The sequence below is a fragment of the Nonomuraea maritima genome (assembly GCF_900100395.1).
Lineage (GTDB): Bacteria > Actinomycetota > Actinomycetes > Streptosporangiales > Streptosporangiaceae > Nonomuraea > Nonomuraea maritima.
In genome coordinates, this window is record NZ_FNFB01000002.1 from 59502 (window position 1) to 76507 (window position 17006).

Below are 17006 nucleotides of genomic sequence, written 5' to 3' on the forward strand. Positions count from 1 at the left end.
ACCGGAAACCGGCCGCCACGACGACGCCTGCCCCCGAGAAACAGGCGACCGCCGCAGGGACGGACGGCCCACCGTCAACCCCGATCGCCTGGCAACCCCGCCCACCCCAAGCCCAGCAACCCCACGGTGAGCCCCCCACGGCCGGCCCGCTCCGAAGAGAGCACCTAGCAGGCACCCTGGTCATGGCGGAGAACGCTCTCGCCGAGACCCGCATCCCCCAACCTCCCGGCACGCACATCCCACTCGCCGGCCGGCCGTACGAACGACAACCCACCCCCTCCGAGCAGACGCAAGACGCCGCAACCCCTCCCGACCAGGGAAAGCACCCCGCCGAAACCCTCCTGAACGAGGCGACACGCACCGCCGGGACGGCGCTCGACGAGAGCGGGCGCGCTGTCGGGACGGTGCTCAGCGAGGGCAAGCGTGCCGCCGGCACTGCGCTCGACGAAGGCGGGCGCACCGGCGGGACAACCCTCGACGAGGGGCGACGCACCGCCAGAAGGGCCCTCGATGAGGGGCGACGCGCTGCCGGAAAGGCCCTCGACGAGAGCGGGCGCGCTGCTGGGAGGGTGCTTGATGAGAGCGGGCGCGCCGCCGGGACTGCGCTGGACGAAGGCAGACGTGTCGCCGGGTCGGTGCTCGACGACGGCAGACGTGTCGCCGGGTCGGTGCTGGAGCAGGGCCGACGCGAGGTCGACGGCCGACCCCGCCGAAAGAGCCCCGGCACGGTGCGACCCCGCGAACGGGGCACCAGCCGCACCAAGGGAAAGATCGCCGTCGCGGCCGCCCTCCGCCACCTGGGCGTCGCGTTCTCGTGGGGCGGCGGATCCGCAACAGGCCCCACGCTCGGCATCGGCAGAGGAGCCACCACACGGGGTTTCGACTGCAGCGGTCTCACCCTCCACGCCTGGTCCAGGGCGGGGGTGAAGCTGGGCCACTACACGGGCACCCAGTTCCGCCAGGGCCGCAGAGTGCCCCTCGCCGACCGCCGTCCTGGCGACCTCCTGTTCTTCGGCGGCGGCACCGGCGACCCGACCCACGTCGGCCTGTTCGTACGGGGAAACCTCATGGTCCATGCCCCGAAGACAGGCGACGTGGTGCGCAAGGCCGACTTCCTCGAACCCGGCTACTTCCGCTCATCGTTCCGCGGCGTCGTACGCCCGGCCTGACCACCAGCGATCGCCGCGGGGCCGGGCACACCGTGAACGGCGTCCATGGACGCGTTCGACCGCCGCAGAAAGCCGTCACGGAGGGGCGGGCGTCGCACGTCGGGCAGGCGTCCCAGACCCAGGGATCAACGTGGTCCCGAAGCGACGACCCGCCTGGCGCAGCGATTGAGCGCACGGCCTCCGAGCGGTGGCCGCGCCCGGCTTCACTTATCGTGACGAAAGGGAAACCAGGCAGGGTGCGTCGACTTGACTCCGTGCTTCGGGAGGGCCACAGTCGTGCGGGTCATATTCCGAGAACCGCATGTCAGGGCGGCGTGCCCCGCTAACATCGAGTGTCCTTGGCCCGGCGAGTGATGAGAGTGACAGAAGTTCGATGAGTTCGGTGACCGTACGTGTGCCCGCGAAGGTCAACGTGCAGCTTTCTGTCGGCCCGCTCCGGGAAGACGGTTACCACGACCTGGTCAATGTCTTCCACGCCGTGTCGATCTTCGACGAGGTGGTGGCGAAGGAGTCCGAGTCGATCACCGTCCAGGTGACCGGCGACTGGTCCGACCAGGTGCCTACCGACGGCAGCAACCTCGCGATCCGGGCCGCTCAGGCGCTCGCCAAGCACGCGGGCCGCACCTACGGCGCCGACCTGGTCATCAAGAAGGCCATCCCGGTGGCGGGCGGCATGGCAGGCGGCAGCGCCGACGCCGCCGGCGCTCTCGTGGCCTGCAACGAGCTGTGGGGTCTCGGGCTGCCGCTCGAAGACCTCATGGAGATAGCGGGCGACCTCGGCAGCGACGTCCCGTTCTCCCTGATGGGCGGTACGGCGGTCGGCACCGGACGCGGCGAGCAGCTGTGCGAGCTGCCCACCGGCGGCACCTTCCACTGGGTGTTCGCGCCGGCCGACGGCGGGCTTTCCACGGCGAATGTCTACGCCGAGTGTGACCGCCTGAGGGAAGAGTCCGGCGTCGAGGTGTCCTGGCCGAAGCTGAACGACTCGCTGATGGAGGCACTGGGCACCGGAGACGTGTACGCGCTCGGGTCCCACCTGAGCAACGACCTGCAGGTGGCCGCGCTCAACCTCCGTCCCGACCTGGCCGCCACCCTCGACGCGGGCCGTCAGCACGGCGCCTTGGGAGCGATCGTCTCCGGCTCGGGCCCGACCTGCGCCTTCCTCGCCATCGACGCCACCCACGCCCGCGACCTGGCCGGCAGCCTGACCGCCACGGGCGCCGCCCGCACAGCAGTAGCCGCCCACGGCCCCGTTCAGGGCGCCATCCTCGTCTGACAGGCCACCCACCGGCGCCGACCCAGCCCGCCGCTACCCGTTTCGCGGTCACCTGCGGCTGCCGGGCGGGGATCGGTTGGCGGGTGGGAGGTGGGTGCGGAGCCGATACCCTGGGATGACGATGAATCTGGTCAATCTTGAGTCGGTCTCCCACGCCTACGGGCCCAAGCCGCTCCTCGCCGACGTCTCCCTCGGTGTGGAGGCGGGTGAGCGTATCGGTGTGGTCGGGCGCAACGGTGGTGGCAAGACGACGCTGCTGTCGGTCCTGGCCGCTGAGGTACGTCCCGACAGCGGGCGGGTCACTCACACGCGGGGCCTGCGCATCGGGTTCCTGTCCCAGCGCGACACCCTCGATCCAGGCGCTCCCGTGCGTGAGATCGTCCTCGGTGGCAGGGCCGAGCACGAGTGGGCCGGTGATCAGGGGGTGCGCGAGATCCTGGCCAACCTGATCGGCGATCTCGATCTCGACGCCAAGGCGGGCGACCTGTCCGGCGGCGAGCGCCGGCGTACGGCGCTGGCGAAGCTGCTGATCGACGACCACGACCTGATCATGCTGGACGAGCCCACCAACCACCTCGACATCGAGGCGATCGCGTGGCTCGCCGCACACCTGGCCGGGCGCAAGAGCGCGCTCGTCGTCGTGACGCACGACCGGTGGTTCCTGGACGCCGTCTCCACCCGTACGTGGGAGGTCGTCGACGGCAGGGTCGAGCGGTACGAAGGCGGATACGCCGCGTACGTCCTGGCGAAGGCCGAGCGGGCGCGCATCGCCCAGGCCGCCGAGGAACGCCGCCAGAACCTCATGCGTAAAGAGATCGCGTGGCTGCGGCGTGGCCCGCCCGCGCGTACGTCCAAGCCGAAGTTCCGCATCGAGGCCGCTCAGGCCTTGATCGCGAACGAGCCCCCGGCCCGTGAGACCGTCGAGCTGATGCGCTTCGCCGCGGCCCGGCTCGGCAAGACCGTCTACGACCTCGACGACGTCACCATGCACGCGGGTGGTCCCGGCGCGGGGCCGCTGGTGCTCGACGACGTCACGTGGCAGTTCGGTCCGGGCGACCGGGTCGGCCTGGTGGGCGTGAACGGGTCCGGCAAGTCGTCGGTGCTGCGGCTGCTGGCGGGCACGGTCCAGCCCGACTCCGGACGCGTGGTGCAGGGCAGGACCGTGCGCCTCGCTCACCTGTCGCAGGAGCTGGACGAGCTCGACCCGACCCGGCGGGTGCTGGAGTCGGTCGAGGAGATCCGCAAGTACCTCCAGCTCGGCAAGCGGGAGTGGACGGCGTCGCAGCTGCTCGAACGTCTCGGCTTCCGGGGCGACGCGCAGTGGAAGGTCATCGGCGACCTGTCGGGTGGCGAGCGGCGGCGGCTGCAGCTGCTGCGGCTGTTGATGGACGACCCCAACGTCCTGCTCCTCGACGAGCCCACCAACGACCTCGACATCGAGACGCTCAACGAGCTCGAAGACCTGCTGGACGGCTGGCCAGGAACGCTGGTGCTGGTCAGTCACGACCGCTACTTCCTGGAGCGGGTGACCGACCGTTGCGTGGCGCTGCTCGGCGACGGCGAGCTGTCGCTGCTGCCCGGCGGGGTCGACGAATACCTCGAACGTCGTGCGGCCGGTACGGCGGTGACCGCTCGGGTCGCGTCGCAGTCCGCGTCCGCGCAGTCCGGGGCCGCTGAGACGGCCTCGGCCGCGCCCGCGGCCGTGGGGCTGTCGGCCAAGGAGGAGCGCGAGCTGCGCAAGGAGCTCAACCGTCTCGAACGCCAGCTCGACAAGCTGGGCCAGCAGGAGTCCAAGCTCCACGCCGCCATGGCGGAGGCCGCCGGCGACTACGCCGAGCTCGGCACGCTCGATGCCCGGCTGCGCGAGGTCCTGACGCAGAAGGACACCGTCGAGTCCGAGTGGCTGGAGGTCGCCGACCGCCTCGGCGAGTAACGGCCTCCTCCGGCCGAGGCCAACCTCAACGGCCTTCCGCCAGGGGTTTGGGCGTGATGGGGTTGGCTTCGGCGCGTTCGTGCTGGTGGGTCAGTCGAAGGTGTCGAAGGGGGCCAGGAGGGTGCGCAGGAGGGCGGCCAACGTCTGTTGGTCGTGGGGGGTGAGGCTGGACATGAGGTCCTGTTCCCAGCGCAGCAGGCCGGTGAAGGCCGAGTCGACCCGGACCAGGCCCGCATCCGTGAGCGACACCAGGACCCCGCGCCGGTCATCCGGGTCGGGACGGCGGCGTACCAACCCGGCCTGAACCAGGCGGTCGATGCGGTTGGTCATGGTGCCGGAGGTCACCAGCGTGGCGCGCAGCAGCGCCCCCGGACTCAGCTCGTACGGCCGGCCGGCTCGCCGCAACGCCGTGAGGACGTCGAACTCCCACGGCTCAAGACCGTGCTCGGCGAACGACGCCCGCCGTGCCCGGTCAAGATGCTTGGCCAGCCGTGACACTCGGGAGAGCACGTGGAGCGGCTCGACGTCGAGGTCGGGGCGCTCTGCCTGCCAGGCCGCGACGAGACGGTCTACCTCGTCCTTTGCATCCTCCGTCATGACACCAGAGTCTACTGTCTTGACATCGAGATACATATCTCGATACCAATTATCTTCATGTCAAGAGATATTTGGGACCCTCGGACGTACGCCACCTATGCCGACGAGCGGGCGCGTCCGTTCATGGACCTGGTCTCCAGGGTGGGGGCAATCGAACCAGAGTACGTCGTGGACGCGGGCTGCGGTTCCGGCGAGCTCACCGCCGCGCTGTCCCGTCGCTGGCCGAAGGCGACCATCGAAGGTTTCGACGCGTCGCCCGCCATGATCGGCAAGGCGCGGGCCCTTGACACGCAGGTCAGCTTCAGCGTCGCCGATGTGACGACCTGGCGTCCTGACCGGCCGATGGACGTGGTGGTCTCCAACGCGGTGCTGCAGTGGGTGCCCGAGCACCGCGACGTGCTGGAGCACTGGATGGAGGGGCTCGCCCCGGGCGGCTGGCTGGCCTTCCAGGTGCCGGGCAACTTCCAGGCCCCCAGCCACGTGGCGATCCGCGAGCTGTGCGCGTCGCGTACGTGGTCCGACAAGCTGAGCGGCGTCGTAAGGACGGACCCCGTCGGCGACCCGATGGAGTACGCCGACCTGCTCGCCCCGGGCAGTTCGCACGTGGACGTCTGGGAGACGACGTACATGCACGTGTTGCAGGGGGACGACCCCGTGCTCAGGTGGGTGTCCGGCACCGCGCTGCGCCCGATCTTCGACCGGCTGCAGCCGGACGAGCGGCGGCGCTTCGAGTCCGACCTGCGCGAGCTGCTCGCCGAGGCGTACCCGTCGCGGAGTTACGGGACGCCCTTCCCGTTCCGGCGGATCTTCGTGGTGGTGCAGAAATGACGGTCATGGCGCTGCACCACGTCCAGCTCGCCGCGCCGGCGGGCAGCGAGCCGCTGTTGCGGGAGTTCTACTCGGGCGTCCTCGGGCTGAGCGAGGTGCCCAAACCGCCCGAACTGGCCGCGCGTGGCGGGGTGTGGTTCAGGAACGACAGCGTGGAGATCCACATCGGCATAGAGGACGAGTTCCGGCCGGCCAGAAAGGCGCATCCGGCCTTCCTGGTGACCGATCTCGACGCGTACGCCGCGCGCATTCCCGGCTCCGTGATCGACGGAAAGTTTCCTGGATATCGCCGGATTTACGTGTCCGACCCGGTGGGCAACAGAATCGAACTCATCCAAGCCGCGTGACGTTTACCGCAAAGTGGCATTATGGTCATAAAACGGACACTTGCGAGGGTGTAGTGGGAATCGAGATCGAGGAGAAGTTCGACGTTCCTCCGGACTACACGATCCCGGATCTGAGCCGGCTGGCCACCGTCGAAGGACCGAAGAGCTATGAGCTCGTCGCGCTCTACTACGACACCGCCGACCTGCGACTGGCCGCCCGCGGTATCACGCTGAGGCGCAGGAGGGGCGGCACCGACCCTGGCTGGCATGTGAAGCTGCCCATGGGCAAGGACGCCCGCCAGGAGATCACCCACCCCCTCACCCGCAGTACCAAGGTGGTGCCCCAGGAACTCGCCGACCTGGTACGCGCCTACACCCGCGGCGCCGAGCTGCGCGTGGTCGCCGATCTCACCACCCGCAGGAGCGTCACCGTCCTGCGCGACGGCGACGACCGCCTGGTCGAGATCGCCGACGACCGCGTCAAGGGCACCAAGTACGGCGATGACACCGTGATCGTCCGATGGCGGGAGGTCGAGGCAGAACTCCTCGAGGGCGGCACCCGTGAGCTGCTGGCCAAGGTCGGCAAGCGGCTGAGGAAGGCGGGTGCCACCCCGTCCCCGGCCGCGAGCAAGCTCGCCAGGCTGCTCGAACCGGCTCCGCCGCCCGTGGCCGCCACCGTGCCGGGATCGGCCGGAGAGGTCGTCATCGCCTACCTGGCAGGCCAGGTGCAGGCCTTGCTCTCGCAGGACCCCCGCGTCCGCCGCGCCGAGGAGGACGCGGTGCACCAGATGCGCGTCGCCTCGCGGCGGCTGCGCGGCACGCTCAAGGCGTTCAGGTCGGTGGTGACGAACACCGACCACGTCCAGGACGAGCTGCGCTGGATCGCCACGGTGCTCGGCGAGGCCCGCGACCTCGAGGTGATCAGGGCCAGGTTCGCCGGTGAGCTGCGGGACCTCCCGCCCGAGCTGGTCGTCGGCCCCGTGCGGAACCGGCTCGGCCACGACCTGCTCGAACGCGAGCGGCAGGCGTACGGACGGATCAACGAGGCGCTCAGCGGCGAGCGGTACTACCGCCTGCTCGACGCGCTCGACGCGCTCGTCGCCACCCCGCAGCTGGGCAAGGCGGCTCGCGAACCGGCCCGCGACAAGCTCCGCGACGTCGCCGAGGCCAACTGGCGCCGGGTCACCAAAAAGTACGACATCGCCATGGCCGTCGACGACCTCCGGCACCGCGAGATCGCCATGCACGACGTGCGCAAGGCGGCCAAACGCGCCCGCTACACGGCGGAGGCGCTCCGGCCCATCCTCGGCGGCCGGATGAAGCGGCTCGCCAAGCTGGCCGAGCGCGTCCAGGAGATCCTCGGCGCCCACCAGGACGGGGTGGTCGCCCAGGAGACCCTGCTCAAGGAGGCGGAGCCGGCCCGCCGGGCGGGCGAGGACACCTTCACCTACGGCCTGCTCGTGGGCATCGAGCGCAACGCCGCCGACCGGGCGTACGCCGAGTTCCCGCGGGTGTGGAAGAAGACCATGAAAGCGGCGCGGAAGGTCTTCTGAGTCAGGTCGTGTAGCGCTCTGAGCTCACCACGAAGCGTCCTCTGCGCTGCAGGACGGCGAAGGCGCCCTTGCGCAGCTGCCCCTGCTGGCCGCTGAGCGCCTCGATGAGCGCGGGCAGCACCTTGCCGTGGCTGCACACCGCCGCCGGGACCATGATGTCGCCGACCAGGGCCGGAGTCTTCTGCGCGTCCTGCTCCTCCTCGCTGAGCAGCGCCTCGGTCGCGATGCCGAGCCCGGCCGCCGCCGCGTACGGCTCCAGCGTCTGGACGCACCGCGCGCTGGGCGAGCTCAGGAGCAGTTCCGGCCGGTACGCGGGCAGCGCGGTGGCCAGGACGGCCGCCTGGGCGGCGCCCTCGGCGTCGATCGGCCGCAGTGCGTCGTCGCCCTGCCACTCGGCGCGCGACCCGGCTGTGGCGTGCCGGACGAGGACGAGGGGCACGGTGTCCAGCGGCGCGGCCCACAGCGCGCGCAGCAGGCCGACGTCCCACTCGTACGTCAGCAGGTGCCGGGCCTCGCGCGCGGGCAGCCAGCGCACCTCGTCCACCTCGTCGCCGGGCTCGAACCCGTCGTCGGCGAGCACCCGCGCCGTCCAGTAGTCGACGCGCTTGAGCCGCCCGCCGAAGGGATAGTGGACGGGCGGCAGGACCCGGCCGAGCCGGACGGTCAGGCCGGTCTCCTCGTGCACCTCGCGCAGCGCGGCCGCGATGACGTGCTCACCCGACTTGAGCTTGCCCTTGGGGAACGTCCAGTCGTCGTAGCGGGGACGGTGGACGACGGCCACCTCGGGGTTGCTCTCGTCGCCCCGCCAGACCACGGCTCCGGCGGCGCGCAGCCGGTCAGTCGTCAACTGTCCTCCAGCGGCGGGCGCTGATGAGGCGGCTCTGGAGGTCCTCGCCCGGGTGGTGGGTCCAGGAGCCGTCGGAGTTGAGCCACCAGGTGTTCGTGGACTCGGCCATGACGAGGTCCATCAGGTCGACGAGGTACGTCTTGTGCTGCTGCGAGGTGACCTTGACCAGCGACTCGACGCGGCGGTCCAGGTTGCGGCGCATCAGGTCGGCGCTGCCGATCCAGATCTCGGGCCTGCGTCCGAGGCCGAACTCGTACACGCGGGAGTGCTCCAGGAAGCGCCCCAGGACGGAACGTACGCGGATGTTCTCCGACAGGTCGGGGATTCCTGGACGCAGGGTGCAGACGCCGCGTACCCACAGGTCGACCGGGACGCCCGCCCGCGAGGCCCGGTAGAGGGCGTCGATGACGGGCTCGTCCACCAGGGAGTTCGTCTTGATCCTGATCCGGGCCGGGCGGCCGGCCTCGTGGTGGGCGATCTCCCGCTCGATCCTGGCGAGCAGCCCGCTGCGCATGGAGTGCGGCGCCACGAGCAGCCGCCGGTAGGCGGAGTGCTGGGAGTAACCGGTCAGGTGGATGAACAGGTCGGTCACGTCCTCGCCGACCAGCGGGTCGGAGGTGAGCAGGCCGAAGTCCTCGTACTGGCGGGCGGTCTTGGGGTTGTAGTTGCCGGTGCCGATGTGGCAGTAGCGGCGCAGCTCGCCGGAGGGTTCCTGGCGGACGACGAGGGCGAGCTTGCAGTGGGTCTTCAGGCCCACCACGCCGTAGACGACGTGACAGCCGGCCCGCTCCAGCTTGCGTGCCCACGAGATGTTGGCGTGCTCGTCGAAACGGGCCTTGATCTCGACGACCACGACGACCTGCTTGCCCGCCTCTGCCGCGTCGATGAGGGCGTTGACGATGGGGGAGTCGCCGCTGGTGCGGTAGAGGGTCTGCTTGATCGCGAGGACCCTGGGATCGGCGGCGGCGTCCTCGATGAAGCGCTGCACGCTGGTGCTGAAGGAGTCGTACGGGTGGTGCAGCAGCACGTCGCGCTCCCGCAGCACCGAGAAGATGTCGTCCTCGGCGTTGATCACCTCAGCGGGTACGAAAGGCCGGTAACTCAGCTCCCCCCGGTCGAGGTCGGCGATGGCGTGCAGGCCGGTGAGGTCGAGCGGGCCGGGCAGCCGGTAGATCTCGTGCGGCGCCAGCTCCAGCTCCTCCACCAGCGGGGCCAGCACCTCGGGCGTGATGGTGTCCTCGACCTCCAGGCGCACGGGCGGGCCGAACCGCCGCTTGAGCAGCTCCTTCTCCAGGGCCTGCATGAGGTTCTCGGTGACGTCCTCGTCGACGTCGAGGTCCTCGTTCCGCGTGACGCGGAAGACGTGGTGCTGGACGATCTCCATGCCCTTGAACAGCTGTCCGAGGTGCGCCGCGATGACGTCCTCCATCGGGACGAACCGGTTCTGCGACGCCGCCACGAACCTGGGCAGCTGGGACGGCACCTTGACCCGGGCGAACACCGTGTGGTCGGTCGCCGGGTTACGGACGAGCACCGCGAGGTTCAGGCTCAGCCCGGAGATGTACGGGAAGGGGTGGGCGGGGTCGACGGCCAGCGGCGTGAGCACCGGTCTGATCCGTTCCCTGAAGAGTTTGCGCAGCTCGGTGCGCTCCTCGCGGCCGAGGTCCTCCCAGCGGACGACTTCGATGCCCTCGTCCCTGAGCTGCGGGCGGATCTTGTCGTGGAAGACGGCGGCGTGCCGTCGGGCCAGGTCGTCGGCCACGGTCGCGATCCTGACCAGCTCTTCGCTGGGCTTCAGTCCACTCTTGGTGCGCAGCAGCAGGCCGGTCGCCATGCGGCGCTTGAGCCCGGCCACCCGGACGCGGAAGAACTCGTCGAGGTTGCTGGCGAAGATGGCGAGGAACCGTACACGCTCCAGCAGCGGGACCGACGCGTCCTCGGCGAGTTCGAGCACCCGCTGGTTGAACTGCAGCCAGCTTTCCTCACGGTTGAGGAACCGCTCCTGTGGAAGTGGAAGATCGCCGGCTTGCTGGAACGGTTCTGCGGACATATTTCGTATATTGCCCCTTTTACTTGAACAGAACGTTAACGTGATCGCAAACGGCTGCCCCCGTACCGGGTCAGCCCTGTCAAAGTCATGGCCGAACCGGGGATATCACGTCGTTCGAGGTCAGTCGGGCTGGTCGCTGTGTTCCAGGCGGGCCGCGCGTTCGGCCAGGCGGGCCTCGCGCTGGCGGATCTTCTCCTCGCGCTCGCGGGCCTTCTCCGCCTCCTTCAGCAGCCGCTCGCGCTCTTTCAATTCGCGTACGCGCGCCTTCTCGGCCTCCTTGAGCTCGCGCTGGCGGGCCTTCTCGGCCTCCCTCAGCTCCTTCTCGCGGGCCTTCTCGAACTCGCGCAGCTTCTCGGCCGCCGCGCGGCTCTTGGCCGCGGGCGCCAGGGCGCGGGTCGCGGCGGTGATCGACGGGGTGGGGTTGAGCCCGGTCAGGCCGTTCCAGGCCAGGTTCACCAGGTGGGCGGCGACCTCCTCGCGGCCCGGTTTGCGCACGTCGAGCCACCATTGCCCGGTCAGTGCGACCATGCCGACGAGCATCTGGGCGTACATCGGCGCCAGCTTGGGGTCGTAGCCGCGGGCGACGAACTCGTCGGCCAGCACGTCCTCGACCTGGCTGGCGATCTCGCTGATCAGGCTCGCGAACGTGCCGGTGCCCGAGGCCACGTGCGAGTCGCGGACGAGGATGCGGAAGCCCTCGCTGCACTCCTCGATGTACTGGAGCAGGGCGAGGGCGGCCCGCTCCAGCTTGATGAGCGAGTGCGCGGCGGCGAGGGCCTCGGTGATCATGCCGAGCAGCTTCTGCATCTCGCGGTCGACGACGACGGCGTAGATGCCCTCCTTGCCGCCGAAGTGCTCGTACACCACGGGCTTCGACACCTGGGCGGTAGCCGCGATCTCCTCGACAGAGGTCCCGTCGAACCCCTTCTCCGCGAAGAGTGTGCGGCTGATGCGGACCAGCTGCTCTCTTCGCTCGCTACCGGACATGCGCCTGCGAGAACGGGATTCGGTCACGGTTCCCATCATGACGGCCCCGCTTGCGGAGCCGTTCACCGGCCGATCTAGGTCGAGGTCAGGCAATGCGCTTCGCCGCCAGACGCTCCTGCGTCGGCCAGCGGACGTCGTACACCCATCCGAGCTTCTCGAAGATGCGGATCAGTCCGGCACTCAGGTCGATCTGGCCCTTCAGCACGCCGTGGCGGGCGCAGGTCGGGTCGGAGTGGTGCAGGTTGTGCCAGGACTCGCCGAAGGACGGGATGGCCAGCCACCACACGTTGCGCGACTTGTCGCGGACCTGGAAGGACTCCTCGCCGAAGACGTGGCAGATCGAGTTGATCGACCAGGTGACGTGGTGCAGCAGCCCGATGCGGACGAGGGAGCCCCAGAAGAGCGCGGTGAGGCCGCCCTGCCACGACCAGGTGATCAGCGCGCCGAGGACGCCCGGCAGCAGGATCGAGGTGAGCGCGAGCGCGCTGAACCACTTGTGCAGCTTGACCACGTCCTGGTCCTTGCACAGGTCGGGCGCGTACTTCTCGCGGTTGGTGCGCTCGCTCTCGAACAGCCAGCCCATGTGGGCGTACAGCAGGCCCTTGGCCATGTTCATGAAGCCGGGGCCGAAGCGCCACGGGGAGTGCGGGTCGCCCTCCTTGTCGGAGAACTTGTGGTGCTTGCGGTGGGTGGCGACCCAGTCGAGCACGGACATCTCCAGCGACAGGCTGCCGGCGATGCCGAGGGCGATCTTGAGGGGACGCTTGGCCTTGAACGAGCCGTGCGTGAAGTAACGGTGCAGGCCGACCGTGACGCCGAGGCCCGTGACGACATAGAAGACGAAGGCGATGACGATGTCCGTCCAGCCGAGGCCCCAGCCCCAGGCGAGCGGCACCGCGGCCGCGATCGCGACCAGGGGAAGACCGACGACCACGCCGAACGTGATGAGCTCCGCCCTCGACTTCGGCTCGGGTTCGAACTCGGGCTTCGGAGTCGGTGAGGGGCGCTCGGCGATAACGGTCATGGGCAACCTCCAACTGCGGATATGGAGCTTATGTCCTGGCTACGCCACCGTAACCTACGCCAGCGTAAGTTAGGAAGACCTAAGTTGTGAAGGGGAGAAAGGTGACGGCGCGTCGTCCAAGGTTGGGAGGGTTCTGCGTCTTGTACGGAGACTTCAGGCCTGTTATGGGGTTTGGGGGTCTGTAGCCCTCTGGTTCCCCGCGGGGCGGAGGTTAGGCGTAATTACCGGCGCGCATCCGGTCGCGAGGTCGGTATCGTAGGGACTGTCGGACGCCGCCTGTCCGATCTGTCCCGGATCGTCTAATCGGCAGGACAAGTGGTTTTGGTCCACTTTGTAGGGGTTCGAGTCCTCTTCCGGGAGCTTTGACACGCTCCCCGGCTGATGCGCGCGGGAGCGGGACAGGTATCCTCACGATGTCGGGAGGGTGGACGCGAAGTGGCCGTCCACGCTTGGCCACCACCCGTGGCCCAGCGTGATCGCGCCGTCGCGCCACCCTGATCCGTTCCGTCACAGGGAGCCTCGTCCGTGAGTGTGCCGCGCCCGGCAGCCGTGATCGTCCTCGCCGCCGGCGAGGGCACCCGTATGAAGAGTCAAACCCCCAAGGTCCTGCACGAGCTCTGTGGACGCGCCCTCGTCGACCACATGCTCGCGGCGGCCCGCGACCTCAACCCCGAGCAGCTCATCGTCGTCGTCGGCCACGCGCGTGAGCAGGTCACCGGCCACCTCGCCGCCACCAGCCCCGACGCCCGCGCCGTCGTCCAGCACGAGCAGCGCGGCACCGGGCACGCCGTCCGCACCGTGCTGGAAGAGGTCGGCGCGATCTCCGGCACCGTCCTCGTGACGTACGGCGACGTCCCCCTGCTGCGCACCGAGACCATGGCGCTGCTGCTCGAGCAGCACGCCGCCGAGGGCAACGCGGTCACCGTCCTGACCGCCGAGGTGCCCGACCCGACCGGCTACGGCCGCATCATCCGCGACGAGGCCGGCGCGGTGCTCGCCATCGTCGAGGAGAAGGACGCCGACGCCGCGCAGCGCGCCGTCAAGGAGATGAACTCCGGCATCTACGCCTTCGACGGGCTCATGCTCGCCGACGCCGTCAAGCGCGTCTCGACCGACAACGCCCAGGGCGAGGAGTACCTCACCGACGTCCTCGCCATCCTGCGCGGCGACGGCCACCGCGTCGGCGCCTTCGTGGCCGCCGACTTCGCCGAGGTCGAGGGCGTCAACGACCGCGTGCAGCTCGCCGCCGCCCGCAAGGTGCTCAACCGCCGCCTGCTCGAGCGTCACATGCGCGCCGGCGTCACCGTCATCGACCCCGACAGCACATGGGCCGACGTCGGGGTGCGCATAGCGCCCGACGCGGTCATCCACCCCGGCACCCAGCTCCACGGCGACACCGTGATCGAGTCGGGCGCCGAGGTCGGCCCCGCCACCACGCTCACCGACACCTTCGTGGGCGAGGGCGCGGTCGTGCGCAACGCCGTCTGCGACAGCGCCAGGATCGGCCCGCAGGCGAGCGTCGGCCCGTACGCCTACCTGCGGCCCGGCACCGTGCTGGGCGGCCGGGCCAAGGCCGGCACCTTCGTCGAGATGAAGAAGGCCACGCTCGGCGAGCGCTCCAAGGTGCCCCACCTGTCGTACGTCGGCGACGCGACCATCGGCGACGACGCCAACATCGGCGCCTCCACTGTCTTCGTCAACTACGACGGGGTAGAGAAACACCACACGACCGTGGGCGACGGCGCGTTCGTCGGCTGCGACACCATGCTCGTCGCCCCGGTGACGGTGAATCCCGGCGCCTACACGGCGGCGGGGTCCGTGATCACCGACCAGGTGCCCCCGGGCGCGATGGGCGTGGCGCGGGCGCGGCAGCGCAACATCGAAAAATGGGTCTTGCGCAGGCGCGCGGGCACGAAGTCGGCAGCCGCCGCGGAGCGGGCGCTGGCCGGGCAAGAGCAGGAGAAGAACCAGTGACCAGCATCAAGCAGCCGGGCGAGAAGAACCTCATGCTCTTCTCGGGCCGCGCATATCCGGAACTGGCCGAGGAGGTCGCCGAGCACGTCGGCGTCTCCCTCACCCCCACCAAGCTCATCGACTTCGCCAACGGCGAGATCTACGCCCGCTACCTGGAGTCCGTGCGCGGCTGCGACGCCTTCGTGATCCAGAGCCACACGGGTCCCATCAACAAGTGGATCATGGAACAGCTCATCATGGTCGACGCGCTGAAGCGGGCCTCCGCCAAGCGCATCACCGTCGTGATGCCGTTCTTCGGCTACGCCCGCCAGGACAAGAAGGGCCGCGGCCGTGAGCCCATCACCGCGCGCCTGATGGCCGACCTGTTCAAGACCGCGGGCGCCGACCGGCTCATGTCGATCGACCTGCACACCTCGCAGATCCAGGGCTTCTTCGACGGGCCGGTCGACCACCTGTTCGCCATGCCCGTCCTCGAGAGCTACCTGCGGGGCAAGCTCGACCTGGCCAACACCACGGTCGTGTCACCCGACACCGGCCGCGTGCGCCTGTCGGAGCGCTGGTCCGACATCCTCGGCACGCCGCTCGCGTTCATCCACAAGCGGCGCGACCTCGACGTGGCCAACACCGTCAAGGTCAACGAGGTCGTCGGTACGGTCAAGGGCCGCACGTGCGTGCTGATCGACGACATGATCGACACCGCGGGCACCATCTGCAAGGCCGCCGACGCCCTCTACGAGCAGGGTGCGACCAACGTGATCGTCGCGGCGACCCACGCGGTCTTCTCCGACCCGGCGGTCGACCGGCTGAAGAACTCCCGCATCTCCGAGGTCATCGTCACCAACACGCTGCCGCTGGCGCAGGAGAGCCGGTTCGACAAGCTGACCGTCCTGTCGATCGCGCCGCTCATCGCCCGCGCCATCACCGAGATCTTCCAGGACGGCTCGGTCACGAGCCTGTTCGAGGGCGACACCTGAGCACCTGCCGTGCGCTCCGAGCTCGCCGGGTCGCACGGTAGGCTTGCAGGGTTGCGCTCGTAACGCCTTCCGCTAGGGCGGGTGAGGGTGAGCGCCTCAACCACTCGATCGATGCATCCCTAGGAGATGTCGTGTCTGAAGTCCGTATCGCCGCCGAACCCCGCACCACGTTCGGCAAGGGCGCCGCTCGCAAGATCCGCCGCGCCGACAAGGTGCCCGCCGTTCTCTACGGGCACGGCATCGAGCCCAAGCACCTCACCCTGCCCGGCCACGAGGTGCTGCTCGCGCTGCGCACCGCCAACGTGCTGATCCACCTCAAGGGCGAGGGCGTCGACGAGCTCGCGCTGCCCAAGGGCGTCCAGCGCGACCCGATCAAGGGCTTCGTCGAGCACGTCGACCTGCTCCTGGTCAAGCGCGGCGAGAAGGTCACCGTCGAGATCCCGGTCACCACGGTCGGCGACGTCCACTCCGACGGCCTGCTCGACCAGCAGCTCGTCGCGGTCGGCATCGAGGCCGAGGCCACGCACATCCCGACCGGCATCGAGATCGACGTCGAGGGCCTCGAGGTCGGCACCGCGATCACCGCCGGCCAGCTCAAGCTGCCGCAGGGCGCCACCCTGACCGCCGACCCCGAGACCGTGGTCCTCCACGTCATCGGCAAGCCGGTCGAGGCCGCCGCCGAGGCCGCCGAGGGCGAGGCCGCCGAGGGCGAGGCCGCCGCCGAGGCGCCCGCCGCCGAGTAACACGTTTTCCCGCTGACGGGGTGGCCGCACGGCGGCCGCCCCGTCACGCCGTCACAAGGGGAGCTGATGGACCGCTGGCTGATCGCCGGGCTGGGCAACCCCGGGCCCGAGTACGCGGGCAACCGCCACAACGCGGGTTTCATGGTGCTCGACGAGCTCGCCGCCCGGGCCGGCGGGCGGTTCAAGGCCCACAAGAGCCGGGCCGAGGTCTGCGAGACGCGGGCGGCCGTGCTGGCCAAGCCCCTGACGTACATGAACCTGTCCGGCGGGCCGGTCAAGGCGCTCTGCGACTTCTACAAGATCGGGCCCGAGCGGGTGATCGTCGTCCACGACGAGCTCGACGTGCCGTACGGCGCCCTGCGCGCCAAGCTGGGCGGCGGCGACAACGGGCACAACGGCCTCAGGTCGATCACGAAGGTCTTCGGCACCCGCGACTACCTGCGCGTCCGCTTCGGCATCGGGCGTCCGCCCGGCCGCATGGACCCCGCCACCTTCGTGCTGCGCGACTTCGCCACGGCCGAACGCAAAGATCTGCCCTTCCTCGTCGACCGCGCCGCCGACGTCGTCGAGTCGCTGATGACCCGTGGCCTCGAGGCCACCCAGAACGACTTCCATCGGGCTGATCTGCACATTTCTGGCCCTCCACGCTGATCCCCGCAATGAACCGTTCCCCGGTTCTTGTCAGTACGCGCCGCTACGATCCTGTGACTGTCCGCTCAGGAATG

The 17006-nt window shown here is 69.6% G+C and carries 15 protein-coding genes and 1 tRNA gene; 11 read left to right on the forward strand and 5 right to left on the reverse strand.

Going from position 1 to position 17006, the window contains the following annotated elements; translation table 11 throughout:
* The first annotated feature begins 182 nt into the window (after positions 1-182).
* The 3 genes from BLR04_RS03890 (at position 183) to BLR04_RS03900 (ending at position 4378) form a co-directional block, all read left to right on the forward strand.
* Entirely contained in the window at positions 183-1169 is a 987-nt protein-coding gene (locus BLR04_RS03890) for a C40 family peptidase (RefSeq protein WP_176902922.1), read from the forward strand.
* A gap of 373 nt (positions 1170-1542) precedes the next feature.
* On the forward strand, positions 1543-2445 hold the full coding sequence (locus BLR04_RS03895) for a 4-(cytidine 5'-diphospho)-2-C-methyl-D-erythritol kinase (protein ID WP_090759688.1): 903 nt from the start codon (positions 1543-1545) through the stop codon (positions 2443-2445).
* A gap of 121 nt (positions 2446-2566) precedes the next feature.
* Positions 2567-4378: an ABC-F family ATP-binding cassette domain-containing protein gene (locus tag BLR04_RS03900; protein ID WP_090760682.1), complete on the forward strand. Its 1812-nt coding sequence runs from the start codon at positions 2567-2569 to the stop codon at positions 4376-4378.
* A gap of 90 nt (positions 4379-4468) precedes the next feature.
* Here the strand turns inward: BLR04_RS03900 and BLR04_RS03905 are convergent, their stop codons facing one another.
* Positions 4469-4975, reverse strand: a complete 507-nt coding sequence (locus BLR04_RS03905; RefSeq protein WP_090760684.1) for a MarR family winged helix-turn-helix transcriptional regulator — start codon at positions 4973-4975, stop codon at positions 4469-4471.
* Between the two features lie 57 nt (positions 4976-5032).
* Between BLR04_RS03905 and BLR04_RS03910 the strand changes: the two genes are divergently transcribed.
* The 3 genes from BLR04_RS03910 to BLR04_RS03920 are packed head-to-tail and all read left to right on the forward strand — an operon-like array spanning position 5033 to position 7682.
* On the forward strand, positions 5033-5803 hold the full coding sequence (locus tag BLR04_RS03910; RefSeq protein WP_176902924.1) for a trans-aconitate 2-methyltransferase: 771 nt from the start codon (positions 5033-5035) through the stop codon (positions 5801-5803).
* Positions 5800-6150: a VOC family protein gene (locus BLR04_RS03915; protein ID WP_090759690.1), complete on the forward strand. Its 351-nt coding sequence runs from the start codon at positions 5800-5802 to the stop codon at positions 6148-6150. Before BLR04_RS03910 ends, BLR04_RS03915 begins: the two co-directional genes overlap by 4 nt.
* Before the next feature lie 53 nt (positions 6151-6203).
* Complete coding sequence (locus tag BLR04_RS03920) at positions 6204-7682, forward strand: CYTH and CHAD domain-containing protein (RefSeq protein WP_090759693.1); 1479 nt, start codon at positions 6204-6206, stop codon at positions 7680-7682.
* Position 7683: 1 nt separating this feature from the next.
* Here the strand turns inward: BLR04_RS03920 and BLR04_RS03925 are convergent, their stop codons facing one another.
* The 4 genes from BLR04_RS03925 to BLR04_RS03940 form a co-directional block, all read right to left on the reverse strand.
* Positions 7684-8529, reverse strand: coding sequence for an NUDIX hydrolase (locus BLR04_RS03925; RefSeq protein ID WP_090759695.1), 846 nt, complete (start codon positions 8527-8529; stop codon positions 7684-7686).
* A complete protein-coding gene (locus BLR04_RS03930; protein ID WP_090759697.1) occupies positions 8519-10579 on the reverse strand; it encodes an RNA degradosome polyphosphate kinase in 2061 nt (686 codons plus the stop codon). The genes BLR04_RS03925 and BLR04_RS03930 overlap by 11 nt, the downstream gene beginning before the upstream one ends.
* Positions 10580-10699: 120 nt before the next feature.
* A complete protein-coding gene (locus tag BLR04_RS03935; RefSeq protein ID WP_090760688.1) occupies positions 10700-11602 on the reverse strand; it encodes a TetR/AcrR family transcriptional regulator in 903 nt (300 codons plus the stop codon).
* A 49-nt stretch (positions 11603-11651) separates the two neighbouring features.
* Entirely contained in the window at positions 11652-12590 is a 939-nt protein-coding gene (locus BLR04_RS03940) for an acyl-CoA desaturase (RefSeq protein WP_090759699.1), read from the reverse strand.
* Between the two features lie 288 nt (positions 12591-12878).
* On the opposite strand from BLR04_RS03940, the gene BLR04_RS03945 reads away from it, so the two are divergent.
* The 5 genes from BLR04_RS03945 (at position 12879) to pth (ending at position 16932) form a co-directional block, all read left to right on the forward strand.
* Positions 12879-12950: transfer RNA gene (locus BLR04_RS03945), tRNA-Gln, on the forward strand.
* Positions 12951-13115: 165 nt separating this feature from the next.
* Positions 13116-14564, forward strand: a complete 1449-nt coding sequence (gene glmU / locus BLR04_RS03950) for a bifunctional UDP-N-acetylglucosamine diphosphorylase/glucosamine-1-phosphate N-acetyltransferase GlmU (RefSeq protein WP_090759701.1) — start codon at positions 13116-13118, stop codon at positions 14562-14564.
* Positions 14561-15538, forward strand: coding sequence for a ribose-phosphate diphosphokinase (locus BLR04_RS03955; protein ID WP_090759704.1), 978 nt, complete (start codon positions 14561-14563; stop codon positions 15536-15538). The genes glmU and BLR04_RS03955 overlap by 4 nt, the downstream gene beginning before the upstream one ends.
* Positions 15539-15669: 131 nt before the next feature.
* The gene (locus tag BLR04_RS03960) at positions 15670-16281 is read left to right on the forward strand and encodes a 50S ribosomal protein L25/general stress protein Ctc (RefSeq protein ID WP_090759706.1); all 612 of its coding nucleotides are present in this window, start codon (positions 15670-15672) and stop codon (positions 16279-16281) included.
* Positions 16282-16347: 66 nt separating this feature from the next.
* The gene (gene pth, locus BLR04_RS03965; RefSeq protein ID WP_090759708.1) at positions 16348-16932 is read left to right on the forward strand and encodes an aminoacyl-tRNA hydrolase; all 585 of its coding nucleotides are present in this window, start codon (positions 16348-16350) and stop codon (positions 16930-16932) included.
* The last annotated feature ends 74 nt before the right edge of the window (positions 16933-17006 follow it).